Genomic DNA, 24,687 nt, shown 5'->3' with positions numbered 1-24,687 from the left:
TGTATTCCGGCCTTCCTTACAGGTCGAACGAGAATGAGAAACCACCTCATTATTTTTCAGGTAGCAGAAAAATATTCAGGTGGACTCAGGTCGCAGCGCTCACGGTGACCCAGTAACGGGTTCGGTAATCAATGTGCAGGCGCAGTGACTGCGCGATCAATGCCAGGACCCGATCGTTGTCGGCGAGCTGGAAAGTGCCTGAAACGCGTCGATCAGCGACCTCTTCGGCGCAGCGCAGGACTCCTGGGCGATAACGCGACAACTCTGCGATGAAGTCACCAAGGCGCATATGGTTCGCACTGATCACACCGTCACCCCAACCCCATAGATCAAGGCCGTTGTCCCTGAACCTTCGGGCGTCACTTGATGTGAACAGCAGTTGGTTTCCTGCCAGGACGTTGCGGCTCGCAGACGCTTGACCGGAGCCGGGGAAAACCGTGACTGATCCCTCCTGAGCTGCGACCAGAGTACCGTCGTCACGCTCGCGGACCAGAAAGCGCGAGCTGTGGGCTCGCATGATCCCGTCGCGTGATTGCACCCACAACGGTCGCGCTTGCGGCGAGTGTTGATCCGCACCGACATTCACGATGATTTCACCACGGCGCAGGATGATCAGGCGCCGCTGGGCGTCGAAATCGCTGTCGACGGCGCTATCGCTATTGAGCTGGATAAGGCTGCCATCATCGAGTTCGAAACGTCGTTGCTCGCCGGTGCTGCTGCGCTGCTGTGCAAGCATGGAGGGCAGGGGGGTGTAGTCGCGGCCGAGCCAGGCTGCCGTGCCGACCGTCGCCAATACGCCCAGTAGCTTCAGGCTTTCCCGCCGGCGCATTCCATGTTGGGCGCCCTTAAGGGTTTGTCGAGCCAACTGAGCTGGCACGCCTTCGAATTCATCTCCCAGCGTTTCCACACGCTGCCACGCCAACGCATGCTCCGGGCGCTGCTGCAGCCAGTGCTCGAAAGTGCGCTGTGTCTGTTCATCGGCTTGATTGAAGCGAAGGCGCACCAGCCATTGGATCGCCTGCTCGACAATGGCCGGATCCAGCGCCTCGGGCTCAGGCCTCGACATAACGCAAGCGATAGCAATGTTGCAGGGCCGTGGCCAGATCGCGCTCCACCGTCGCGCGGGAAACACCGAGCTTTCCGGCGATTTGCGCGCAGGTCAGACCGTCGAGTCGGGCAAATAAAAACGCCTGGCGTACTCTTGGTTTAAGCGAGTCGAGCAGACGGTCTATGCGCTCCAGCGCATCGAGAATCATCAGCCGGCTTTCTTCCGATGGAACCTCGTGTTGAGGCAGCAAGGTGATGCTTTCCAGGTAAGCACGTTCGAGTTCGCGACGACGATACTGATCAATCATCAGACCGCGGGCAATGCTGCTCAAATAAGCACGTGGCTCGCGCAGGGCGCCGGACTGATGACGGTGTTTGAGCACACGCACAAAGGTGTCCTGCGCCAGATCTGCGGCATTATCGCGACAGCCAATGCGTCGGACCAGCCAGCCCTGTAACCACGAGAAGTGGGTGCGATAGAGCAGCCCTGGATCTGCAGTACCTAGTGTTTCGTCGCTACGCATCGGCATCCCGGGACATACATGATTGATAATGAATCGCATTCTACTCAGGCGTTGGGCCATCAGGCAAATACGTCGCGCGTAGTGTCTGTTTCGGACGAAATGACGCCCCGGGTTTCTTGGACAATTCGCCACAGTTCAGGCTGACGCGCCGATCCCGGTAATAGGCCCAGGCTGGGTTGCTGCGTTACTGGTCAGAGGTGCTGTCATACTAGTTTTTCTCTTCATCGCATTACCTTAGGTTCGAATGTCTGCTCTTGGCCGATTTCTGCCTCACAAGAGGCTTCCCTCCGCTTGCAAAAATCGATCAGGCCGGCATGGGCAAAGGGCACTGGATACCTTGTCATCGATGATCTCCTCGCTGGCCAGACGTCCCACTATCGCCGCCAAAGTAATTCCAGGGTGCATTGCACAAACGTAGACGCCACCTCCTTTGGGGAGATAACCGATGATGGGGATGCCATCGGCAGGCATGGGCCTGAGGCCGACACAAGCCCGTTCCGGTTCTATGGAAACGACACCATGGAGTTCGTTCTGGATTGTCTTGGCCGTGCGAAGCGCTATCGCTGCCGGCTGATTTTCCACGGCATCGTTCAGATAATCTTCCGCCGCGAGCAACGCACCATCCGAACTTTGCCGCACTTCCATTTCAGGGCTGGATATGAGGGTGTGTACGAGGTTGAGTTGTGACTTGTAACGGATGAAAATGGCAGGCGAGGCCTCTATTGGCAGGGACACTCCAAGCATGTCTGTCAGTTTCGTGATGCCTGTCCCGGCTGCCAGTACGACGATATCGGCATCGAGGCTGCCTATCGTTGTTTCGACTCCAGTCACCGTTGCACTCCGGGTTACAAAACCGAGCACTCGCGTCCGAGTGAAAATCTTCGCCCCATATGCCTGCGCACCTGCGATCAACGCATGCGTAGCTGCCACTGCGTCCAGCGCTCCTTCTTCAGCCGCATACAGAGCAGACTGGGGAGGGTTCTTGAGATTTGGTTCCAAGTCGAGAATCTGCGATCGAGACACCAGGTTTGCCGAAGCCTGGTGACCTGAGACTGGCAGCGCCTCAATCGCCATCGCACTGTAAGACAAGGCGCCTGTCCATCTTATCTCCAGACCAGGCAGCTGCGTTTGGAGTCGGCGGTACTCCTTGATGGCAGAACCGCGCAGTTGCGCGATTGGGTCGGGTTCGGGGTGTGAGGCATTGAGCCAGGCGAATGAGCTGCCAGTCACTCCCGAAGCTATATCTTCAGCTTCTACCAAAGTGACATTCGCGCCTTTACCTGCCAAGTGATACGCCAATGACGCGCCAACGATGCCTGCACCAACGACAACGACTCGTTTGTCCTGACCATTTCCCATATCAACCTCCGTATTGTCGATGTGCCGATGGTATGGCAGCCGGATGATTTCATGACATGAGAACCTGATCGTTGAGCTTTTCAAGTGTCTGCTTCTGGCCGAATCCGACGACGGTGCCGCGCGACTGATCCACCCCGGTCCTTCACCCACGTGGAGGGCACCACCATGTACACAGTCGCTAAATATCGACATCAGCCATGGAATAAGGGGAAGCTCGTTGGCCAGAAAGCTCCGCTTCAAGTCAGGGATATCTGAGCCTTGAGGCAATCAATCTCCTTCCATCTACTTATGGCCGATTGATGTGGCTCATCAGGTGCTGCAATCACTATTGACTCACCGATCGCTAGCGGATGAGACCGGCTAAGATGGGTCTTTGGCGACTGCGTAAATCCAGGGAAACCGCACATGCGCAAATATTTGGTTTTGCTACTGATTGGCCTCACAGGCATTGCCAAGGCGCAATCTCAATGCTCAAACACGTGGTATCAATCGGTTGATAAGGTTCTGCATACGGCTGATATGCAAGGGCACGGACCGGATCTAGGTTCTGACGAATGGAAGTCAGTGATCGAGATAAAGTTGGGGGTTCAAGATGGGTCAGATGTCCCTGAGCGAAGCTCCGAGCAGTGGTGCAATTACATTGATCAGCAAATCAGTGCGATACAGTCGACCGGGGCGCGCACGGGAACATCGTCGGCTATCAGTTCGTCACCTGGTCCATCTTACGATTGCTCAAAGGCGGAGCCTGGCGGTATCGAAGCATTGATATGTAAAGACAAGGAATTATCTGCCCTCGATCGCAAACTCTCGGCAGTGTATGCCAGTGCGAGTATCAAGGCCGGCAACGAGCATCCTCCAATGCTCAAAGCAGAGCAGCGGGGGTGGATCAAGGGGCGGGACGAATGCTGGAAGAGTGATGACGTCGGTGCATGCCTGCGCATGGAATACCATAACCGCATCGCTGAGTTGCAAGCACGGTACCGACTGATCTCTGGCACTGGGCCTGTCATTTACGAATGCGACGGCAACCCTGCAAACGAGGTAACTGTCAGGTTCTTCGAAACTGATCCGCCGACATTAATAGCCGAGCGTGGCGACAGCGTATCGCTGATGTACCAGCAACTCAGTGGCATGGGCATCAAGTACGTCGGGCGTAATGAATCGCTTTGGGAACATAAGGCCGAAGCCATCATCACTTGGGGATATGATGCGCCCGAAGAGCAATGCAAAAGAAAACCTTGAGCAGCGGTTTATTCAGGCCAGGTAATTACAAATGGGTGAGAGGCCAGCTCTCATAGAACGAGCCGCCTATAGGGATCGGGTTGCCATCCATATGGTGTGCGGCCCATGCCAGTAGGTGTGCCATACGGTCGGCAGCAACTGGCGACAGCGTTTTGGGCTGGAGAAGACCATGAGGGCGGCAGCTCTTGCCCGAAAGCGGTTATTGCTGTGTGGCAACCAACGGCCAAAGGCAGAAGCCTTTGGCCGTTTGCGTTCTGAAAGGATTACAAGAGGCTATGCAGTCACAAACTCGATAACCGTCTTGCCCTTGCCGCGGCCTTCGGCGACTTGGCGAAATGCCTCGTTGACGTCTTGCAGTGCAAAGTGCTGTTGATCCACGCGGATCGTCAGTTGACCCGCATTGGCCAGCGCAGCGGCCTCGCGCAGGATAGCGCCGTGGTGTTCGCGTCCTTTGCCGGTGAGCAGCGGAGCCAGAGTGAAAACCCCCGAGTAGGTGGCACTTTTGAACGATAACGGTGCCAGGCTGTGCTGGCCCCAGCCCAGGCAGCTCAGCACGTGCCCGGTATAGGCTTTCACGGCTTTGAATGATGCATCCAGCGTGCTGCCGCCGACGGTGTCGTAGACAATGTCGAACCCTTCGCCGGAGGTGTAGTGCTCGACATAATCCTCAACGCTCTGTGCCTGATAGTCGATCGCTGTAGCCCCCAGCGAGCGTATGAAGTCGAGACTGCCCGCCGAACCGGTGGCATAGACATCGGCACCGCGTGCCTTGGCCAGTTGCACAGCCACTTGGCCGACCCCACCTGCGCCCCCATGAATCAGGACACGCTGACCAGAGCGGACATTGGCGTGATCGACCAGACCTTCCCACGCGGTGATGAATACCAAAGGCAATGCAGCCGCCTCACGCATGCTGAGGGTGTGTGGCTTGACCGCGATCAGGCGGGCATCCACGGCAATGTACTCGGCCATGGTGCCTTGGGCACCGCCGATCCCGCCGGGCATGCCGAAGACTTCCTGGCCCGGGGTGAACCCCTCGACTGCTTCGCCCGTTTCGACCACCGTACCGGCAAGATCAAGGCCGAGCACGGCCGGCAGCGTTTGGCGGGCGTGAGCCCCTGCGCCGGCGGCAATTTTGGTATCGAGCGGATTGACTCCTGCGGCGTGAACCTTGACCAGGACTTGCCCCTTACCGGGAACAGGGCGATCGATGTGACGGATGGCCAGCGGGGATTGAGCGGACTCGGCGATGGCGGCAAGCATGGAATGTTTCATGGCGCGAACCTGTGTTGGGATGGACGCTTACAGATTGCCGCGCTTTAATCATTCCGATAAGAAACCCAATGTGCATATGACTTATTCCCCAAAGAGAACCAATCGTCGATGGATCTGTTCGACAGCATGCATGTCTTTGTTCGCGTCGTGGAGCGCGGGTCTTTCTCGGCGGTCGCCCGTGAACTGAACGTGGGGCAGCCGGCAGTGAGTAAGCAAGTGCGCGCGCTGGAGCAGTATCTGGGTGGGCCACTTTTCGCACGCAGCACTCGGCACCTGGCCCTGACCGACCAAGGTCAACGCTTCTACGACCACTGCCAGGAAATTCTCGGCCACGTCGAAACTGCTACACGGAGCTTTACCAGTGGCCAGGAGCAGATTGCCGGCCCTTTACGAGTCGCCGCGCCGGTCAGTTATGGAAGGTTATGCATTGCGCCGCTCATAGGGACTTTCCTGCAACGCCATCCTGATGTGCGGATTGACCTGCGGCTGAGTGACCACAATGAAGACCTGCTCAAGGAAAACATTGATCTGGCTATACGCATTGGCGCGGTGAAGAACGAGGGATTGGTGGCACTGCCACTGGGCAATAGCCCACGGCGTGTCTATGCCGCGCCCGCTTACCTGGCTCTGCACGGCGTGCCACGTGAGCCCAGCGAACTGTCCGATCACAACTGCATCGGCTTCACGTTGCTGGAGCATTACGACCGTTGGCACTTTACCCACAGCGCCGAGGAACTCGATGTAGCCATTCAGGGCAACGTCACCAGCAATAGCAGCGAGGCCATCCGCGAAATGGTGCTCTGCGGCTTGGGTATTTCCCTCTCACCGCAATGGCTGTTCACAGCTGACGTCGAGCAGGGCAGGGTGAGTACCGTACTCGATAACTATCAGACCAGCGCGCTGCCTGTCAGCGCCGTACTCAGCCGCGAGCGACGACGTTCAGCGCGGACGATGGCGTTCATCGATTTTCTACGCGAGCAAATGTTGTAGAAGCGTTTCGCCGGGAAGACGGATCTACATCGACCATCAGCGAATTTTCCTGCCATTGAAGCCGACACGAACAGGTGGCTCAAGCTGATTTCTGCACAGCTCTTATTGGCGGTCGATCAAGCGCTGAGTTGTCCTTGGAGTGAGCGCGCTACGGCAAACTGGCGAAATCGGTGAGGTTCCTCGCCATTACACCTGCGCTGCAAGCGCTTCAATCAATTCCTGGGTGGTGACGATTGAATGAGCGAAAGTCGGCCCGTTCAACTCGTGGGCGGCGTGCATCATTTCTGCACGGAATGCGGCGGTCGCATCGCGCACCAGCGTGACGTGGTAGCCCAGTTCCGAGGCGTAGCGGGCGGTCGCTTCGATGCAGGTGTTTGCGAGCAGGCCGACGATGATGACGTGGGTGATGCCTTTCTGCTTCAGGCGAAAATCAAGGTCGGTATTGGCAAAGCCGCTGGAGCCCCAATGTTCCTGCACGACAATGTCGCCGTCCTTCGGCGCAAAATCGGGATGCCATTCGCCGCCCCATTCACCGCGTGCGAAGTGGTGCATGTGCATGATTTTGCACTGGGTCGGTGTTGGATGATCCCAGCCTTCGTAGTCGCCATGTTCCCAGCGGTGGTGCGGCACGATGACCACCGGAATGTTCTGCGCTCGTACGGCGCGATCGAGGGCTCGCAGGTTGTCGAGCAGCCCGACCTGTTCGGCAATCGGCTTGATCAAGGGGAAGACCTTACCGTTTTCCGAGAGAAAATCGTTGTACGGATCGACCAGCAGGTAAGCGGTGCGGTTCAGCGGATAAGGGGCGTTCGACATGACGATGTACTCCACGCAAGTTGAGTGACCGATGCCGTGGGCTCGCCCGGGCATCAGTTTTTTATGACGACGAAAAAGCTCAAGTCAGTTGAAGGCGCTGCGGTAGGCAAAAAGGCCAGGCAAGCCGCCGGTCATCACAAACAGTAGATTGCTTCCTGCCGGGTAGTCGCCTTGGCGCACGGCAGCGAGCAACCCGGCGAAGGCCTTGCCACCGTAGACCGGATCCGTCAGCAAGCCCTCAACAGAGGCCAGCAGCCGAACCGCTTCGAGCATCGATTCGGTGGGGGCGCCATAGGCGTCGCCACGTTGACTGCCATCTACAGTGATTGCGCCTTCCACAAGGGATGCGGACGGGGCCAGGAGCTGCAAGGTTTCCCGAGTTTTTTCCAGTGTCGTCGCCGTGGCCTGCTCCTCTTTGGCCAACACCGAGTAGCCGATAACTTCGGTTGATGATCGAGCGAGTGCCAGACCCGCTTGCAGTCCTGAATGGGTTCCGGCGCTGCCGTTGGGGATGATGATCCGCTCGAAGTGAACGCCGAGCGCGTCTGCCTGGCGGAGGATCTCTCCCGCACAAGCGGCGTAGCCCAGACTGCCCCTGGGGCTGGAGCCGCCCAATGGTATGAGGAAGGTTTTTTTGCCCTGGCTTTTGAGCGCGCTAAGCAATTCACCAGCGTAGCTATCGGGCGTCAAACCCCGCGGCAGTCGATGGACCTTTGCGCCAAACAGGCCATCGAGCAATACGTTGCCGTTATGACAAAAATCATCATCGCTGCGCACCGCAGACGGGGTCAGGATAAGCTCGCAGGCCAAACCTTGGCGGGCCGCGACGGCGGCGGTCAGCCGGGCGTGATTGGATTGAAAACCGCCCCAGGTAACCAGTGTGTCCGCGCCTTCGGCCAATGCTTCGCCAAGCAGGAATTCAAGTTTGCGCAGTTTGTTACCACCACCGCCGAGGCCCATCAGATCATCGCGTTTGACGTACAGGTTGCAGCCATGCAGTTCGGCTGCCCGGCTCAGGCGGGACAGCTTCTGAATCGGTGTCGGGCCTTCCAGCAGCGCCACTCGGGGGTAAGCAGCCAGCGCAGTTTCCAGTTGATTCAAGTCGTGAGGCATGACGGTTCACTTGACGTTGATGAAAGGAAGTGGGGCGGTCACTTCACCAAGGCCCCGGCCAAATGGTTAATAACTGGTATTGAAGTTAAGTCGCTTTGTCAGGCCGGGGCGGACTCTCGTGCCACTTGCCTGAGGATTTGCTCGTATTCCTTGACTGATAGCGATCCGGACACCAACTGACGACCGTTCAGTACCATGGCCGGGACCGAATTAATTCCGCGCTCAAGGTAAAAACTCTCTAGTTCACGGACCTCGAGAGCGAACGCCTCGCTAGTCAAAATCTCTCGGGCGCGGGTGGTTGAAAGTCCCGCTTCACCGGCCAGGCGCACCAGTGTTTCGTGGTCGCTGGGGTTCTCGCCATTGGTGAAATAAGCCTCGATCAGGATTTTCTTCAGCGCGACCTGGCGGCCTTCCTGCACGGCCCAGAGCAGAAGGCGATGGGCATCGAAGGTGTTGTAGAAATGGCTGCGCTTGTCCAGGTCGAACTGAAAACCGATGGCTTTGCCACGCGCGACGATCATTTCATTGCGCGAAGCGACTTCTTCGGCGCTGCGCCCGTATTTGCGCATCATGTGCTTGATGGCGTGCTCGCCCTCGGCCGGCATGTCCGGGTTCAGTTCGAAGGGCTTGAAGGTCAGCTCCACGGCAACCTCGCCGGCAACATTGGCGATGGCTTGTTCCAGCGCTGTGGCGCCGAGTGCGCACCAGGGGCACACGACATCCGACACAAAGTCGATACTGACGGGGAAAGTCATTTCTTCGACTCCGTCAGTTGTTGGCGGTACTCGGTGGTGGTAATTCCGGCATAGCCCCAGTTGTCGGTGTCGACCTCTTCAATAACGATGTGGGTGAGGTGCGGGTCCTTGTTGAGGACGGTTTGCATGGTTTTGGTGATCTCGGCGATGACTTGAGATTTCTGTTCTTTGGTGACGCCGTCGCGAGTGATACGAACGCTGATGAAAGGCATGGGATAAGTCTCCAGTAGGCGCCCCATCGACATGATGAGGGGAGCAGTGGGATGGACTTTAGAGTGTTGCGTTCAGGGGATAAATCAGGGGCGGAGAACATCACTTATGACGCGATGTAATCAATACAACTGGGGGCTTTGCAGAAGATAAATCGCCCTCCCTGGCTGCAGGCGCGGGGAGGGCGAATGCTACGGCGGGAGGAATCAGTTCTGCGCTTTGCTCATGCGGGTAAATAGCTCGGTGGGGACTTTTTTGCCATTGGAGATGTACTGGTTGGTTCTGAACTTGTAGACCTCACCTTCCGAAAGAAAACCATCGTGGTTGGTGTCCATCGCTTTGAATTCTTCACCGCCCTGAGGTGCCACAGCCAGCAGCTCTTTAAGAGAGACGAGGCCATCATGGTCGGTATCTGTGCGAGCGAAAGAGTCGTCGCCACATTTGCCTTCACCGCATTTGCCCTCGGCAGTAGCGGACTTGTCGCTGGCTTCGCTGGCGCCGCATTTGCCTTCACCACATTTACCTTCGCCGGCTTTATCCGCCGATGCCAATTGATAACCTTGAGGCAATGGCTCTACAGCGAATGCCGCAGACGATGCCAGGCTCATGCCACCGGCTAAAGCAATTGCGGCCAGGCCAAGACTGGTTTTGTTCGACATTGGTTTACGGTACATAGTGCTTCTCCAGATGCTTTGCGCGGCGAGGCCGCGATTCATGCCACAGGGCGGATAGACCCTCAAGGACGCTCGAGGCGAAGGGCGCAAGCGTCGTCCACTTCGACAGAGCGTCCTAGTTCGGGTAGGCCTATTTAGCGGGAGTCATGTATCGGCGATGTATCGGCGAGCGGAGCATTTGTAAGCCAATCCCAAGACTTCGCGTTTGGGTACATAGAGATACAAAAACTGACCTCAGCCTTTGCGCGTCAGTCAGGACAACAGCTTTAAAACGGGTGTCGCGGCTACGCCGACGGCAGCTTGCGCATGCAGCTGGCGCAGCAGCACCAGTGCGTCAGCGACGAAGCCGGTCACGTCTGTTGCACCAGCCTCCGCAGCCAAAGCCTGCAACTGCGCTCGACCATCCATGTGAGGGAACTGCTCGATCCGCTGCAACAAACGGAACGCGAGAGGGCTGACCTGGGAGAATTGCACTTGGCCACTCGGCACACGGCTGATCAGCAGCAACGTTGGTTGTTCTGGCGGTTCAGAAGGCAGATGACCTGGCCCGAGACGATGTACCGCCCAGGTGTAAGCCAGCGGCCAGACGAGCGGGGAAAGCCTGAGGGGACGGTCGAGTAAATGCGCCGCATCACTGGCTTTTAACGGCGCAGCGTCCAACTGTTGCAGCGCCATTTCCACCCACTCGTAATGAGCCAATTCAGGCAAGAACGGGTACCAGGGATGCTCAAAACCGGGCGAGTCCTCCAGGCTCGCTACGAAGCCTACAAACTCACGAGCAATTTCTCCGAAGCGTGGCGTTTGCGCGCGGTAGTCACGCAAAAAACGCCGTACCAGCGCACGCCAACCGGCATCACCCAGCACGGCAACCAGCACCGGAAACGTCCCACCCAGCAACCCCAACAGATTGTTCAACACCAGGTTGAGATAGACCTGTGCTCTCTCGGGATTCATCTGCGCAGGCGGCGCATAACTGTCCGGGTCACGCAGGTACCGGGTCAGTGCGAGCTGCTGACTGTGCAAACTTGAAGGGGAGTCAGCCATCGACGCTCACCCGCAACAAAGCATCCGCGTCGCGCTGCAAGCGCCTGATGGTGTTCAGCTCAGCCACCAGTTCGTCGTAGGACGGAAAGTTGAAATCGCGCTCCAGCAGGGTTGGCTTCACGCCGAAAAGGTCATAAGCCTGTCCCAGCAATGACCAGACTACCGGTTTGACCGAAGCACCATGGGTGTCGATGATCAGGTCATCAGCTTCGTCGTAGTGGCCAGCCACATGCATGGCGACTACGCGTTCTGGTTCCAGGCCTGCGAGGAAAACCGCTGGATCGAAGCTGTGGTTCACCGAGTTTACGTACACATTGTTAACGTCGAGCAACAGGTCGCAATCCGCCTCGCGGAGTACTGCATTGGTAAAAGCAAGTTCGTCCATGTCCTGATGAGCAGCGGCGTAGTAAGAGACGTTTTCTACAGCAAGACGACGACCGAGAATGTCCTGCGCACGGCGGATGCGCGCAGCAACGTGATGAACGGCCTCCTCAGTGAATGGCAACGGCAGCAGGTCGTATAAATGGCCATCGTCACTGCAGTAACTCAGGTGTTCGCTATAGAACGGCACGTTGAAGCGATCAAGAAACCCGCGGACTTGCTCAAGAAAAGATTCGTCCAGCGGCGCACTGCCACCCAGCGACAGTGACAGGCCATGGCATGACAGCGGGTAGCGTTCAGCCAGCAACTGCAAGGCCTCACCATGAGCGCCACCGATGCCGATCCAGTTCTCTGGAGCAACCTCTAGAAAATCGAAATCCCCGACTGGAGCGTCGCGAAGCGTGTTGAGCAGCGCACGGCGCAACCCGAGCCCGACGGTCGCCCCAAAGGGGAGCTGTGGATCTAAATGTGTTGATGATGAAGTGTTCGTTTGCATGAACTCAATACTCCGACTCGACGTCTGGAACCCCCGATCCACAGCACCTCCACGGTTACCGCTGGCAGCCGGGGGGTGTGAATCGGGTGATTGAAACCCGCCACGGTTCTGCTCAAACGAGGTTGATCACCACGTTGATGTTGTTCCGCGTCGCTTTGGAGTACGGGCATGTCTGGTGTGCGGTATCGATCAGGTCTTGAGCGACGTTGCGATCCAGCCCGGGAAGGGAGACGTTGAGGCGAGCCTGGAGGAAATAAGCGCCATCGGTTGTGCCTAGATCCACTTCGGCGTCGACGGCAAGGTCACCCGGGAGGGTGACTTTCAGCTTGCTCGCCGCTAGTCCCATTGCACCGATAAAACAAGCCGACCAACCTGCGGCGAACAACTGCTCTGGGTTGGTACCGGCGCCAGAGGTGCCAGGCGATGACAGCTTTATATCCAATCGGCCGTCGTCACTGAGGGCGGTGCCATTACGACCACCCGAGGAGGTATGGACTTTGCCGGTGTACAGCACTTTATCAATATGGGTCATGGTGAAACTCCTGATTAACTAGCGGGGGTTGAGAGCGATAACCTTGGTGACGCAATAACACTCAGCGTGCATTCAAGCGCTTGAGATACCGATCGATGAATGCATCCAGGCTCAGCTTGCCGGCGCCTGTGAATACCAGTGGCAGAAGTGCGACGAGATAGATCAACGGTAGCTTGAAATTGCCGTAGCCTTTGTTGCTGATGGAGTACCCCATAGCCAGTTCGCTCAACGTCGACCACTCTGCTGGCCAGTGAACTGCGGCAGTTGCCACGACGGTGACCACTATGAGGATCAGTGCCGAGAGGCGTGTTCCCAGGCCTACAAGCAAAGCGATGGAACAGAGCAGTTCTGCCCACATGGATAACTGCCAATTGAACGTAGCCGGCAGCTGATTGAAGGGAAAAGGAAAGGCCCCTTGAATGCTGGGGAACCAGTTCTCACCGTTCCACTTTTCCCATCCCGCTTCAAAAAACTCCCAGGCCAGAAAAACGCGCAGGCTCAAAGGGGCGATCCAGTCTCCAGCGCGATCAAGATTAAGGTGCAGGCGATTCAAGACCGATAACGCGTTTGTATGCATGGGTTTAATCCTCCGACTCGTCGTCAAGAAAGTGGAAGCCGTTCAGGTGCTCCCAATGACAGCTGTCAGGCACAGGAGCACTGCGCTGGCCGTGAGCGCAGTTCATCGTGCTGGTGTATCTCGCTTGTGTCTGAGGGGGCGGGAAGATCAATGTTGTGTAACGTGTTTGCGTCCGTACACACTTGGATACAGAGCGATACCTGTGGAAGGCGCTATTTTGTAGTTGGGATATACGATCGGCTGCGTTCTGCCGGTGACTGGCAGGAGGATTTCACAGGGCGAATGAAAGTCGCAGATGTGGGGGGCGAGGGCGTGGAAATGACTGTTGAATGAGGGGGCACGCCAGGTGCCCACCTTATCTGTCTGGAACCGCCTAGGGGATCAAGCGCATCTCCCGCAGTTTGTCGAACACGTCGAAAAATGCCTGATCGCTCGCCTGGTAGGCAGTGAAGCCCATCAGGCGGCTTTTCGACATATCCGTGACCACTTCGATAGGGCGACCGAGATCTGCATCGGTATGCCATGGGGAAATCAGGCGATCGATATCGGATTCTTTCAAACCGTGCTCGGCGACTATTTTCGTCCATACGGCTTGATCGTCCGCCATCTGCTTCTCTAGAGGCGAGGGTGACGCGGGATAGTCAGCAGCAGGCAGGTCGAAGTATTCGGCAATGCGGCCCCACATCCATTTCCAGCGGAATACATCGCCATTAGTGACGTTGAACGCCTGGTTGGCCGCAGCCGGGGTGGTGGCCGCCCACAGTTGTTGCTTCGCCAACTGCCGCGCATCGGTCATGTCGGTGAGGCTGTCCCACTGCACTCTGGATCCGGGAAACACAAACGGGCGATTGGTGTGTTTGCAAATCGAGGCATAGACGGCGAGGGTGGTCGCCATGTTCATCGCATTGCCCACGGCCACCCCAGTGACGGTATGCGGGCGATGAACGCTCCACGTGAAGCCATCCTTTTCAGCCGCGGCGAAGAGTTCGTTTTCCTGAGCGTAATAGAAATTCTCGACTTCCAGACGACCCTGTTCTTCGCGAAACGGCGTCTGTGGCAGGCTGCCTTTACCATAGGCTTCGAACGGGCCGAGGTAGTGTTTCAGGCCGGTAACCAGTGCTACGTGTTTGACGCTTTTCGCTGGGCGAATGGCCGAGAGCACGTTGCGCACCATGGCGGCATTGACGCGAATGTTCTCGGCCTCCGTGGCTTGCCGCGACCATGTGGTAATGAACACATGCGTGGGTTTCACATCCCTCAGCGCCTGTTCCAAAGAGGCTGGATCCTGAAGGTCCGCCGCGACAGGGATCACGCCTTGAAGTTGAGATGGATGCCTCGACAGCGCGGCGACCTGCCACTGGTTGTCGATAAGTAACTGGGTGATGGCGCTGCCGACAATGCCGCTGGCGCCCACGACTAGAGCTGTCTGGGTCATAGGTTTCTCCTGAATTCAGGTTTGGGAGTCCGCCTGAGCAGAAGAGGTTCAACCTGAAAATCCGTTAGAGTGTTCACCACTTCCCGTTAAAGCCTGTGAACAATGACTCGTCCGCTGTTTGTTTCCCTTGATGGCCCCAAAGGCGTCGGCAAAACCTCGCTGTTGGAGGCCATCACTGAAGTCTTGAGGGCAGACAACCAGAAAGTCATCCGGTTGTGCGAGAAAAAAAGCGACCCGTTCAGGGGCGAGACAATGCATCTGGTGAACCGACTCGTCCGACATCCTGACCGGGATCTGGAACTGGAAGTTTGCCAACGCCTGGCTGACAGCCGCCGCTGGATTTCCCAGCACGTGCTGACCAAACAGCCTGCCGACAGCATCATCCTGATCGATCGCTGGTACCCGTCCGATGCGGCGTTTCGCCGGATGGTCCCGTTTGCTGAAATCCTGCAATTAAACCGTGATCGCAACGTTCAGGTGCCCGACCTGCATGTTGGCGTGGTCACGGCGGCGGAGATTTCGTGGGCGAGGGCGGGGGCGCGACGGCGTGGCTTGAGCAGTACTGTGCTTCGCGGTCTGGAGGAGCATGTCGACTGTACCCAGGCTTTTGAGCAAGCCGCTGCCGATCAGGGTTGGTTTATTTGCCGCAATGAGGGAGCGATCGAGGAAGCGACGGGGCGGGTGGTAGGGGAGATTAATCGGGTGGTGAGCCACCGGCACGGCCGCTCCATCTGACGCCTGAGTAATCGTGCGAATCTACGCCACCGACGAGCGGCGCAAATATGACAAAGTATTTCGCCATCAAACGAGGTCAAGTGATTAGGTTTATTCAGAGGTTTGAAGATGAGATTTGCACGCTTTTGCCAGACACTGTCCAACTGGGCGGGTAGCCCCAAGACCTTTTTGACAGCGATTGTTCTGATCTTCGCCTGGGCTGGGACAGGGCCGTACTTTCATTACAACGACACTTGGCAGCTGATCATCAACACCTCGACAACGATCATCACCTTCCTGATGGTATTCCTCATTCAAAACACCCAGAACCGCGACAATGACATTCTGCATCTGAAGATCGATGAGCTGATACGAGCTACCCACGAGGCACAGAATGCTACGCTGGGGCTGGAGCAAATGGGCTCGAGTGAGCTGCGAAAACTTCGTGAACAATACCGCATGCTGGGTGAGTCAGGGCAGATCAAGTTTGATTGAAACTGGCGAAGCACCCGCAAAGCTACGGGGCCCCAGCATTGCGAGCATTGCTGGAGCCCCGCATCGATCGGCTATCAGTCGAAACTCAGTTCCTGAGTCTTGATGTGATTGGCCACTGCGCCGGAGATGGCGTCGAAGATTGCTTTTTCATTGTTGCTGTAGACCTCCATGTCGAGATCCAGGGTAATGGCAGCGCTGCGGATCATTACACCTTCATGGTGGTAGCTGACAAACAGTGAGTGCCAGTCTGTGAATTCCACATCCAACACGAGGTAGACCACTGTCACCGAAGCCATGCCCTGGTCGTTCTTGATGGGGCCAAAGGCGACAGTCGTGCGGCCGTCCTTAGTGCTTGCCTTGTTCCACCAGAAGGTCATGAAGTCGTGGGTGCCCGAATCGTTGGGATCCTTGGCCAAGAGCATCGCGAGCTGCTTGAAGCTCTCGAGTTCCGTCGCTCCCAGATACGTGCCAACGATGGTGGTCAGCAAACTACCGATGTCCACGTCACCTGAAGAGACATCCTGCCTGACCTGGCCGCCACTCGCTGCCTTTACGGTAAAGCCCAGATCGGTCAGTTGGTAAACCACAGCATCGAACCATTGCTTCGTCTGCAGATAGTCCGTATTGGTGATGTCCACGCCCTTGTTTTTCAGGACGGCGCGCGCAGCCCCCTGTGCGTAGAGGTTCAGGTGAGAGTATGCGCTGACCTGCTCCGGGGTAGCATCGGTCATGGCATAAACCAACTGCGAGTCGATGGCTGTGGCGTCGATTGTCGTCGTAGTTCTACCGGTTACCACGCTGCCCAGCTTAGGCGGCGCAAGGGCAGGCCATGCGCAGGTGATGATCCTGCTCGTAAATCCCACACCATCGCGAAGATAGGCTTGACGAGAGCGCCAGTCGGGATGGGAAGTGCGGTCGATAGTGAAAGGGACGTCACGCAAGCCTTCGGGAGGGTTACCTATGGACTTGTCGATTGCCACGTTGAGCCTCTTCAGAAGCCCGTCGCACTCGCATTTCGCGAAAACATTCAGATGGTAGTTCAGGCCTTCTGTGTTGGTGACTTGCACGTGAGCACCAGCCCCCAGGGCCGCTTGGCAAGTTGAGATGTTCCGACCGAAAAGGCTGAACGTTTTCTGGGACTCGAACTTCACTTCTACATCAGCTTTTGCAGATTCCTTAGTGCACATGATGATCTCCAGCTCATACCCAGGCGTCATTGCTTGGGCATCTAGAAGTTATCAATATCGGACCCTTCGTGAAGCTCAGTCGGTTGAGCAGTGCTCACGAATTGCCCTGAAAATTTTGCGTGGCGCTCAAGGTGCTGGAGTGGTCACTTCATCAAGAAACTTGGCGAGGTTACGAACGTCGTTGTCGGCCATTCTTTCAATCACGTCCGCGAGCGTTTTGCGATGCGGCGCGTCATGCATCGCGCCGAGCGAGTGCTGTCCACGGCCGAGCAGAAGCCAATCGGCATTGACGTTCAACTCGACGCACAGCTTGGCGAAGTTCTCCATACTGATTGGCTCTGAACGAAACCACCGACTGAGGGCGCTGTCCGTCACACCGATTCGGTGTGACAGCGCGTAGAGTTTTGGAAACCCACGAAGGGTATATGCGAACTGAAGTCTCTCGCCGTAGCTTTTGATGCCATGCATTTCCATATCTATCTTCGTCCTTTACTCGGAGAGGCATCGAAAGCTTCAGAAGTCCGCAGCCTCTCCGGGTTTAAGGCGGGTGAAGCCCCCAAGAGCGAATCGAGTGTGGTGAGAGGCACATGGCAGCGCGCCAACGATTGCTCTCGGCCATGCTAAAGACGAACTCATGTGCAGTGATATGAACTTTGCCGACTGAGAGCTCAGGTAGGTGTCCGGCCAAGGTGATTTTCTGGTTCGAGCGATTATGGCCTGAGCGCCAGCCAACACTTGGTTATAGAGGGGTAGGGCAAGCGTAAATGAGGTCGCGGCAGAGCTTCTGGATGACCAGGGGCGGACTGCCGCAATCTACCGGCTGGACGTTTCAGCAGCTGATAATAAGCTCGGCGGCCAGGCATTCGCTGCCATGGTTGAGGCTATTCTGGATTTCGACCCGGCTCTCGTTATGGGCACAGAAGAGGCTCAGTTTGGAATTGGCCATGATGGAGCGCTAACCAACGCGCATCTGCAGTATGCGAGGCTGAGGCGCTATGGGAATCGTTTTCACCGCGCGCTCACACAGATATCTCAGCGGCCGTTAACAACCTTGAAGAGTGATCGCACGTCGGTGAGTGCGCACACGGTCAAGCGGTTGGACTCCGCATCCGTGCATAAGGCACTCAGAGGGCCGACGGGACAGGCACTCTTGCATCCTGCCAGCACTCAGCGTCCGGCCTTGAACACTGTACGCTTTGAGGTCAGCAGATCTTACGAGGAAGAGGACAACCCAGCGAATCATGCCGTTGGACTTATTCTCTTCGATGTTCTTAGACGTTGCCGGCAGGTGGTAAGGGGGCTTCAGCATGCAGCTGCCACTGAAGTGGTCTGCGATACCCGATCAGCGTTAACGCCAAGGCTCGTACGTCGAATCGCGTTCACCGAGTCGCTTGCTCGCAAGCTTCAACGGCTTCAACGCGCGCGACCTTTCTGCATCGTGACTGCCAGACGTCTATCGGCTGCTGGATTGAATGCGATCTCTGCTCACCCTGCATACGCGCGAGCTTATCGGTTTGGTTGGTACGCGTTGCGTTCAGGTTGGTTGGGAAAGGATCCTGATGAGACGCTGTGGGTCAGCCCAACATGGGAGGTTTATGAGCGGTGGTGCTTTGTAACTGTAGTCTCACAGCTGCAACGTCAGTTTCCTGAACTCGTCTGGAGTCGTGAATATCGATCGGTGGGTTTAAAAGAAATCGTGTGGCGGGGAATAGCGGCTGATGTGACCGTTGAGGCATGTTACCAAGTCCGATGCCCAGCGATTGATCAACCTGCACATCGCGGTTTTCAAAGCTTATCGCGAGAGCGATATCCGGACATCGTCGTGACGTTGGACTCGCCTTCGACGAAGCGCTTGTTGGTTTTCGACGCGAAGTATCGCAGCGCCCTGGATGCAATGGAGTCAGCGCACATTTATCACGACAGTCTCCAGTGGAAGGGCATCAAGCCTGACGTTTCATTGCTGCTGATACCTAGGGCAGACAAAGTAACGGCGCTTATCAGCCCGACCTATCATGCGGACTATGGGGTCGGAGCCTGGCAAATCAGTGCAGAATCAGAAGGGGAGGCACTGGGGATCGAACTCAAACGAATTCTGAGTGCAATCAGGTTCACAAGCGGCAATGTTTTCGATCTTCACAATCGTTCAGCGCTGGTGGACAATCCGCGCTCTGTTCCGGGGTAGTTCAGCGGTAGAACACTCGGCTCTTAACCGGGTGGGCGCTGGTTCGAATCCAGCCCCCGGACCCACAACATCGCAGGCTCGGAAGAACTCATGCTCAGGGACGATAGGGAATCGAATGCGAATGCCGGCATAGGTGCCGGCTATGCAGCCTTTCAACTGTCTCGGGCACTCGCTGCATCGGGCCTCGACGATAACGGACAGACGAGCAAGCGCATCGAGCGCTGGCGCAATGTAATCGAGCACATATTGCAGGGATCTGCGTCGTATGGCTCACGAACTCCATTCGCGGATGTGCCTGAGTGGGTCACGCTGGAAGTCGCCACGGGTGGTTTTGCCACTGGGCAGTACATGGCCGGTGGCGCACTGACCGAGTACGAGCGACATTTGGCTGCTTCGATTCCTGGTATCCGTCCTGGCTTCGAGCGACTCGATCTCAACACTTGGCACCTTACGGAGGAGGGGATTGAGGTACTGCAAACGAAGCTGGCGAGCGGGGATTATCGAATCGAGGTGCCAGAAGAAGCTGCACTGCTGACGGTGGCCTGGTTGCTGGGGCAGCAACGTACAGAGAACGCATGGGATCTGGTTGAAGCGATAGCGCCTTTCTTTGAAGAGCTGCGATTCTTTCCGATCGCTTCTGACGGTTCGCCGCTTTCAGCAGGGCAAGTGCAGGTTTTTACTGTCGGTGATGTCAGAACCGTGCTTTCAAACCGCCCAGCACAGACGCGTCTGGCAGCGCAAAAACATGTCGTCGAGACTCGCTTGCCGCTCTACGATGCGGCGGTGTCGCTTTTCCTTTTGACGTATCAGGATGATTGGCCTTGTCGCCGGTACCCCGAAGGCTGGTTTGAGCAGGCGAATATTCTGAAGCGGCAGTTCGATGCTTCTTGCCCCAGCGCTTCAGGTGAAGCTGAAAGCTCAAGGGATCGGGCAGGGGAGTTGTTTGCATTGCTGGGGAGTTGCGCTAGCGATGCGGCGTCGCTTACGGGACGGCAAGTCGGACGAATTCGCAGGATCGTCGACGATTTCGTACGCAAGCATGGTCATCCCGAATCCGAATCTCATCAAAAGCACAGAGAGTCTCAACGCAGTCACGTGTCCTCACCCGGGCACCATCTATTTGCTAAAGCGGTTGCCGCACGTCTGAGCAGGTATCCCGGTTCGGACGGAGTTTCCGACTTTTCATCTCTGCTGCAACCCGTTACCTGCGAAGAAGCGACCGCATATTCGCTGTTAACAGGTATCGGCATTCCTACTGATATTCGTCGACGCGTCGAGCGGTGTCGAAAGGGCACAATTGCCGAGTTGATCGATAAGGGATTGATTACATCCGGGGATACCGTGGCGCGGCTGCTGCCAGCGATAACGGCTGAGATCTGCAGTGCAGGATTTCGCGATATGTCGCTGCGGATGCTGTCTGTCGCAACCTATCGCGCCTTTCGACAACGCCGATCATTGTTGCTGTTGGATCTGCAAAGTCAGGTCAGGATGAATGAATTGCCGTGGGTGGCGGCTGTTGAAGACCAGCGAGAAACGGACGCGGTGGTCGCTGAAGCAGCGAAACAGTTCCTGATCGAATCCGCAGCAATGACTCTTTGCGCTTTTCCTCAAGCGATCCTGCCCAACAAACTCATTCAGGAATTTGCTGCGCTTGCTGCGATGGCCAAGCTGGATCTGCCTTTTGTGGAAGAAGTCGCCTCGGACATTTTCATGGGCGCTTTCTCGAACAAGTACATAAGAGCTGCCAGGCAGGCGGCATCTTTGACAGGTGGGACGCTATACGCCAATTACTACGACATTGATGCAAGCCAATTGGCGATGCTTCCTGATCAACCGAAATCCAGGCGGAAAAGGTTCTCCAGACCTGACGCTAGTTCCAGGGACGCATTGGCCAGATTGTGCTCCCAGCGGGCTGATGCGGCCCTGGGGACATGGCGACCGGCGACTAACGGGAAGATCATCGAGCAACAACAGATCCTGACGACGCAAAACCTTGCGCTGTTGTTTGGTGAGTTCGGGTTGAAGGCGCTGTTGCAGCATCGCCTGGCTTCGATGGCCGAGGAATGCTTCAGATGGATATGCGTACGCCAGCAGGTGAAGTTGAAGTTTTATCACTCCAGCCTGGTGATGATCAAAAATACGGCTTATGCCTGGCGGCAAATGGTCTTTTATCTAGCGATGCTCGATGAGGCAGAAATGCGTTTCGCAATTGAACGTATCGAAGCTCATTTCGCGAATCAGCCTAGTGCATTTCGTGAGAGGTTCCTGCCGGCGATTAGAGGATTGCGAGTAGCGGCTTCTGGCGCACCGTTGACCGAGGCTCGCCAAGCAAGCGGAGGTGCTCAGGTTTTTATCGGATGGACTACCGAGAGACATTGGTTGTTGAAGCTGCAAACGAATGGCGTTGCTTAGCCTGAGAGGTTGGGAGTGGTGGATCTGATATCTAAAGCCTGAGGCCATTCGCATACATGATTTAACATAATATACATTACACGTAACAAAGTATTACAAGGTTAGCGTCGTCGCCCAGGAGATTTGAAACTGCGTTGGCCGCTTCAAAACCAGCTTTCCCTACAAACTGCATTCTTCCCCATCTACAGCCCTCATCCATCATCACGCGTCAGCTTTTCAATCAGCGCTCCATGCTGTGGAAACTGTGCCGTGAGTTTTGCGCGATTACCGATTTCCATGTCTGCGAAATCAAACCCAGGCGAAACCGCTTCGCTGATCAAGCCAAAGCCATTTGAGCCTTCCAGTAATCGAGAGGCTTTCCAGATTCCACCCGGTACGTGCAATTGCAGTTGCTGACCAGCCAAAACATCGCTGCCCATCACCAGCGTTTGCAGTGAGCCGTCGGCGTGGATCAGGTTGTATTCGATGGCGTCGCCCAACTGGAAATAATGCAGGATGTCGGACTGGTTGAAATGAAACTGGCCCACTGGCGATTGCTCAGTAAGCAGATAGTAGATCGAGGTCAGCAGATATCGCGGGCCTTGCTGCGTTTCGAGGCAGGCACGGTGATCGGCTTGATAGGTTCTGCGGTAATAACCGCCCTCGACATGAGGCTGTAGATTCAGCGCAGCAATTACATCAGTTGCGTTCGGCTTGCGCTGAATCATGGTCTTCTCCGATATGGGTAATGATTTTTTTGTTAGCTCAACTAAACGGTCATTTAGTGTAGTTAACGTATTTTCGAAGACGATCGACGCACTTGCCCCGCTCCATTAGAAGTCTATCGTCGCCGACAGCAGATACGTTCGCGGCGTAGAAAGCGTCAATCCCGGTTCGCTGTCATCCGAGGCGCCTGCCGAGCTCCAATAGCGTTTATCCAGAACGTTTTCGACATTGGCGCGCAAGGTGATCGTCTTCTCGTCCAGCTTGAAAGCATAGCGTGTACCTACGTCGAACCGCTCCCAGGAGTCGATTTCCTTATCATTCGCCTGATCCAGATACTGCGAACTCGAATAGATTCCACGACTGGTAAGTGTCAAACCCTGCACAGTCGGTACGTCCCACTCCGCGCCGAGATTGACGTTGTATTTCGGTGTCGCCGGTGCGCGGTTGCCGTCGAATGTGCCGTTGGTGGTGTGGGTCAGTTCGCTGTCGATGTACATCACACCGCCGAGCAACCGGAAGCCTTTGAGCGGTTCGCCGAACACGCTCAGTTCTACGCCGTTGTTCTCACGCTTGCCGTTCGGGCCGAAGACTCGTGTGGTCGCATTGGTTTCGTAGGCAGGCTGTTTGATGCGGAACACCGCTGCCGTCAGCGCGTATGAGCCCGCGTCGTATTTGGCGCCGACTTCAATCTGGCGGCTGATGAATGGCGGGAAGATTTCGTCTTCGTTGATAGATGTCGATGGCGCGATCTTGCCTTGGCTCAGACCTTCCATGTAGTTGGCGTACAGCGAAAGTTTGTCCGTCGCCTTGAACAGAATGCCGCCCGACGGCGAGACTTTTTCCTCATCGTAGGCCGTGTCGCCCTTGATACCGTCGCTCCAGTCATCGACTTTGACCCGCTGCCAGCGCGCACCCAGAGTCAGCAGCAGTCGATCCTCGAAGAAACCGAGCGTGTCGGACAAGGCCACGCCGCTGAAGCGATTTTCGGTGTAGACCTTGGCGTCATTGCGGGTCGGCGTGCCGGGTCTGGCTATTTCCACCGGGTCGTAGAGATTGCTGCGCCCGGCCGCGTAACGGGCGCCGCCGTTTTCGAAGTCCATATAAAAGTAGTTGGCCGCCAGGTTCACTTCATGGCTGACCGGTCCGGTCTGGAACCAGTTACGAACGCCAGCGGTAGCCGTGCGAACGTTTTCGTCGCGGGTGAAGTCGCGCGGCTGGACGCTGAAGTCGCCGGCGTCATTGGTCACCGAGACCGCATGACGCAAGAAGTCGTGATTGCTTTTACGTGCGCCGACGCCGCCATACAGCATGACTGAATCGCTGACATCGAACTCGCCGTTGAGCGTGCCGAAAGTGTCATTGGTGCGCGCCCGGCTCCAGGGTTGCGCGTAGTTATCGCGCACATCATTGGCGTTCGGCACCTTGGCACCGGCCGCGACCTGCACGCGTTCCTGCGGTGCGTCGGTGTCGCGCTCGGTGTGGCCGATATCGGTGGAAAGTCGCAAGCGTTCACCACGGAAATCCAGACCGAGTACTGCCATGTCGCGATCGACACTCTGATGATCCCATTCGGTATCACCGGACTGTTTGACCCCGTTGAAGCGCACCCCGAATTGATTGTCTTCGCCAAAACGCCGTCCGACATCCACCGCGCCGCCGACTTGGTTGTTCGAGGCGTAATTGGCCGTCAGCGAAGTAATCGGCTTGTCGGTCGCACGCTTCGGCACGACGTTGATCCCCCCTCCTACGCTGCCCCGTGGCGAAATCCCGTTGATCAATTGGCTCGGGCCCTTAAGGATGTCGACACGATCGGCCATTTCCATGTCGATGGTGTAAGTCGGCAACACACCGTAGAGGCCGTTGTAGGCAACGTCACTGTTGAACAGACTGAAACCACGGATGGTGAATTGCTCGTAGCGGCCACCGGCCGGGTTGGTTGCGCGTACCGAAGGGTCGCTGCCGATCAGGTCGCCGAGCGTACGCGCCTGTTGGTTTTTCACCGTTTCGCTGGTGTAGGTGGTCATGCTGAACGGGGTTTCCATGAAATCCCTGGACCCCAACAGCCCTTGCGAGCCACGCCGTGCAACCTGGCCACCGGCGAAGACGTCGGCATCGGCTGAATCGCTCGCACCAAGAATGGATGTCGGTGCCAGTTGCAAGGTGCTGCCTTGCGCTGCGGGCACCAGCGTATAAGCCTGATCGCCGACCGGTTGCAGCTGCAAACCCGAACCCAGCAACAACCGGCTGAACCCCTCCTCCACGCCATATTCACCGGACAAACCATTGCTGTTGCGGCCACTGACCAGCGCCGGATCCACCGACAGATTGACTCCAGCGAGACCGGCGAAGCGCGTCAGCGCGGCACTCAGACTACCGGCCGGCACCTGATAACTGCGGCGGCTGCCATCGTCTGCCCAGCTCGATTGGATCAACACGGGGCTGGCACTCAGGCTCAGCAAAAGGCTCAACTGCAACAACGGACGCAAACGACCTGGGAATACTGCGGGCATTGGAAGAAGCTC

General features: G+C 56.7%; 24 protein-coding genes, 1 tRNA gene and 1 pseudogene. 8 read left to right on the top strand and 18 right to left on the bottom strand.

The window, feature by feature from the left end; all coding sequences use genetic code 11:
- Positions 1 to 85 precede the first annotated feature (85 nt).
- The 3 genes from KVG87_RS01240 to KVG87_RS01230 form a co-directional block, all read right to left on the bottom strand.
- A complete protein-coding gene (locus tag KVG87_RS01240; protein ID WP_217849366.1) occupies positions 86 to 1,066 on the bottom strand; it encodes a DUF4880 domain-containing protein in 981 nt (326 codons plus the stop codon).
- A complete protein-coding gene (locus KVG87_RS01235; RefSeq protein ID WP_217848761.1) occupies positions 1,053 to 1,571 on the bottom strand; it encodes a sigma-70 family RNA polymerase sigma factor in 519 nt (172 codons plus the stop codon). The genes KVG87_RS01240 and KVG87_RS01235 overlap by 14 nt, the downstream gene beginning before the upstream one ends.
- Positions 1,572 to 1,841: 270 nt before the next feature.
- The gene (locus tag KVG87_RS01230) at positions 1,842 to 2,969 is read right to left on the bottom strand and encodes an NAD(P)/FAD-dependent oxidoreductase (protein WP_367616656.1); all 1,128 of its coding nucleotides are present in this window, start codon (positions 2,967 to 2,969) and stop codon (positions 1,842 to 1,844) included.
- Positions 2,970 to 3,095: 126 nt separating this feature from the next.
- Here KVG87_RS01230 and KVG87_RS25825 point away from each other — a divergent pair.
- A pseudogene (locus KVG87_RS25825) lies at positions 3,096 to 3,182 on the top strand (integrase); the annotation flags it as partial.
- Positions 3,183 to 3,335: 153 nt separating this feature from the next.
- Positions 3,336 to 4,172, top strand: coding sequence for an MliC family protein (locus tag KVG87_RS01225; protein WP_217848758.1), 837 nt, complete (start codon positions 3,336 to 3,338; stop codon positions 4,170 to 4,172).
- A gap of 273 nt (positions 4,173 to 4,445) precedes the next feature.
- Here the strand turns inward: KVG87_RS01225 and KVG87_RS01220 are convergent, their stop codons facing one another.
- A complete protein-coding gene (locus KVG87_RS01220) occupies positions 4,446 to 5,447 on the bottom strand; it encodes a zinc-dependent alcohol dehydrogenase family protein (protein WP_217848756.1) in 1,002 nt (333 codons plus the stop codon).
- Between the two features lie 108 nt (positions 5,448 to 5,555).
- Here KVG87_RS01220 and KVG87_RS01215 point away from each other — a divergent pair, with 108 nt between their 5' ends.
- Positions 5,556 to 6,437: a LysR family transcriptional regulator gene (locus KVG87_RS01215; protein WP_217848755.1), complete on the top strand. Its 882-nt coding sequence runs from the start codon at positions 5,556 to 5,558 to the stop codon at positions 6,435 to 6,437.
- Positions 6,438 to 6,623: 186 nt separating this feature from the next.
- Here the strand turns inward: KVG87_RS01215 and KVG87_RS01210 are convergent, their stop codons facing one another.
- From KVG87_RS01210 to KVG87_RS01165, 10 genes are all read right to left on the bottom strand, one after another.
- On the bottom strand, positions 6,624 to 7,253 hold the full coding sequence (locus KVG87_RS01210) for a cysteine hydrolase family protein (protein ID WP_217848753.1): 630 nt from the start codon (positions 7,251 to 7,253) through the stop codon (positions 6,624 to 6,626).
- Between the two features lie 84 nt (positions 7,254 to 7,337).
- Positions 7,338 to 8,366, bottom strand: coding sequence for a D-cysteine desulfhydrase family protein (locus tag KVG87_RS01205; protein ID WP_217848751.1), 1,029 nt, complete (start codon positions 8,364 to 8,366; stop codon positions 7,338 to 7,340).
- A 98-nt stretch (positions 8,367 to 8,464) separates the two neighbouring features.
- Positions 8,465 to 9,121, bottom strand: coding sequence for a DsbA family oxidoreductase (locus tag KVG87_RS01200; RefSeq protein WP_122507365.1), 657 nt, complete (start codon positions 9,119 to 9,121; stop codon positions 8,465 to 8,467).
- The gene (locus KVG87_RS01195; RefSeq protein WP_016774741.1) at positions 9,118 to 9,333 is read right to left on the bottom strand and encodes a tautomerase family protein; all 216 of its coding nucleotides are present in this window, start codon (positions 9,331 to 9,333) and stop codon (positions 9,118 to 9,120) included. The genes KVG87_RS01200 and KVG87_RS01195 overlap by 4 nt, the downstream gene beginning before the upstream one ends.
- A 204-nt stretch (positions 9,334 to 9,537) precedes the next feature.
- Positions 9,538 to 10,005 carry an HvfA family oxazolone/thioamide-modified RiPP metallophore gene (locus tag KVG87_RS01190; RefSeq protein WP_217848749.1) on the bottom strand — a complete coding sequence of 156 codons (468 nt, stop codon included), beginning with the start codon at positions 10,003 to 10,005 and terminating at the stop codon, positions 9,538 to 9,540.
- Positions 10,006 to 10,257: 252 nt separating this feature from the next.
- Complete coding sequence (locus KVG87_RS01185; protein ID WP_217848747.1) at positions 10,258 to 11,049, bottom strand: HvfC family RiPP maturation protein; 792 nt, start codon at positions 11,047 to 11,049, stop codon at positions 10,258 to 10,260.
- A complete protein-coding gene (locus tag KVG87_RS01180; RefSeq protein WP_217848745.1) occupies positions 11,042 to 11,926 on the bottom strand; it encodes an HvfB family MNIO-type RiPP peptide maturase in 885 nt (294 codons plus the stop codon). The genes KVG87_RS01185 and KVG87_RS01180 overlap by 8 nt, the downstream gene beginning before the upstream one ends.
- Positions 11,927 to 12,038: 112 nt before the next feature.
- Complete coding sequence (locus KVG87_RS01175; RefSeq protein ID WP_217848743.1) at positions 12,039 to 12,458, bottom strand: organic hydroperoxide resistance protein; 420 nt, start codon at positions 12,456 to 12,458, stop codon at positions 12,039 to 12,041.
- Between the two features lie 61 nt (positions 12,459 to 12,519).
- The gene (locus KVG87_RS01170; RefSeq protein WP_217848741.1) at positions 12,520 to 13,035 is read right to left on the bottom strand and encodes an HvfX family Cu-binding RiPP maturation protein; all 516 of its coding nucleotides are present in this window, start codon (positions 13,033 to 13,035) and stop codon (positions 12,520 to 12,522) included.
- A gap of 373 nt (positions 13,036 to 13,408) precedes the next feature.
- Positions 13,409 to 14,470: an SDR family oxidoreductase gene (locus KVG87_RS01165; protein ID WP_217848738.1), complete on the bottom strand. Its 1,062-nt coding sequence runs from the start codon at positions 14,468 to 14,470 to the stop codon at positions 13,409 to 13,411.
- A 102-nt stretch (positions 14,471 to 14,572) separates the two neighbouring features.
- Here KVG87_RS01165 and KVG87_RS01160 point away from each other — a divergent pair, with 102 nt between their 5' ends.
- Together KVG87_RS01160 and KVG87_RS01155 are read left to right on the top strand one after the other, a co-directional pair.
- Positions 14,573 to 15,205 carry a dTMP kinase gene (locus tag KVG87_RS01160; protein ID WP_217848736.1) on the top strand — a complete coding sequence of 211 codons (633 nt, stop codon included), beginning with the start codon at positions 14,573 to 14,575 and terminating at the stop codon, positions 15,203 to 15,205.
- A 108-nt stretch (positions 15,206 to 15,313) separates the two neighbouring features.
- Positions 15,314 to 15,679: a low affinity iron permease family protein gene (locus KVG87_RS01155; RefSeq protein ID WP_041480361.1), complete on the top strand. Its 366-nt coding sequence runs from the start codon at positions 15,314 to 15,316 to the stop codon at positions 15,677 to 15,679.
- 74 nt (positions 15,680 to 15,753) lie between these two features.
- Here the strand turns inward: KVG87_RS01155 and KVG87_RS01150 are convergent, their stop codons facing one another.
- Positions 15,754 to 16,866, bottom strand: coding sequence for a hypothetical protein (locus KVG87_RS01150; RefSeq protein WP_217848734.1), 1,113 nt, complete (start codon positions 16,864 to 16,866; stop codon positions 15,754 to 15,756).
- A gap of 126 nt (positions 16,867 to 16,992) precedes the next feature.
- Positions 16,993 to 17,340, bottom strand: a complete 348-nt coding sequence (locus tag KVG87_RS01145) for a helix-turn-helix domain-containing protein (protein ID WP_052392211.1) — start codon at positions 17,338 to 17,340, stop codon at positions 16,993 to 16,995.
- A gap of 964 nt (positions 17,341 to 18,304) precedes the next feature.
- On the opposite strand from KVG87_RS01145, the gene KVG87_RS26080 reads away from it, so the two are divergent.
- The 3 genes from KVG87_RS26080 to KVG87_RS01130 all read left to right on the top strand — a co-directional run bounded on the left by KVG87_RS26080 (position 18,305) and on the right by KVG87_RS01130 (position 21,460).
- Positions 18,305 to 19,048 carry a nuclease domain-containing protein gene (locus tag KVG87_RS26080; RefSeq protein ID WP_217848731.1) on the top strand — a complete coding sequence of 248 codons (744 nt, stop codon included), beginning with the start codon at positions 18,305 to 18,307 and terminating at the stop codon, positions 19,046 to 19,048.
- A tRNA-Lys gene (locus KVG87_RS01135) sits at positions 19,039 to 19,113 on the top strand. The genes KVG87_RS26080 and KVG87_RS01135 overlap by 10 nt, the downstream gene beginning before the upstream one ends.
- A gap of 25 nt (positions 19,114 to 19,138) precedes the next feature.
- Entirely contained in the window at positions 19,139 to 21,460 is a 2,322-nt protein-coding gene (locus KVG87_RS01130) for a hypothetical protein (protein WP_217848729.1), read from the top strand.
- Positions 21,461 to 21,651: 191 nt separating this feature from the next.
- Here KVG87_RS01130 and KVG87_RS01125 read toward each other — a convergent pair whose 3' ends face one another.
- On the bottom strand, positions 21,652 to 22,167 hold the full coding sequence (locus tag KVG87_RS01125; RefSeq protein ID WP_130929811.1) for a cupin domain-containing protein: 516 nt from the start codon (positions 22,165 to 22,167) through the stop codon (positions 21,652 to 21,654).
- A gap of 105 nt (positions 22,168 to 22,272) precedes the next feature.
- Positions 22,273 to 24,675, bottom strand: a complete 2,403-nt coding sequence (locus KVG87_RS01120) for a TonB-dependent receptor (protein ID WP_217848727.1) — start codon at positions 24,673 to 24,675, stop codon at positions 22,273 to 22,275.
- Between the last annotated feature and the right edge of the window lie 12 nt (positions 24,676 to 24,687).

The sequence above is a fragment of the Pseudomonas siliginis genome (assembly GCF_019145195.1).
GTDB classification, from domain to species: domain Bacteria; phylum Pseudomonadota; class Gammaproteobacteria; order Pseudomonadales; family Pseudomonadaceae; genus Aquipseudomonas; species Aquipseudomonas siliginis.
This window is presented reverse-complemented; position numbering and strand designations above follow the sequence as displayed.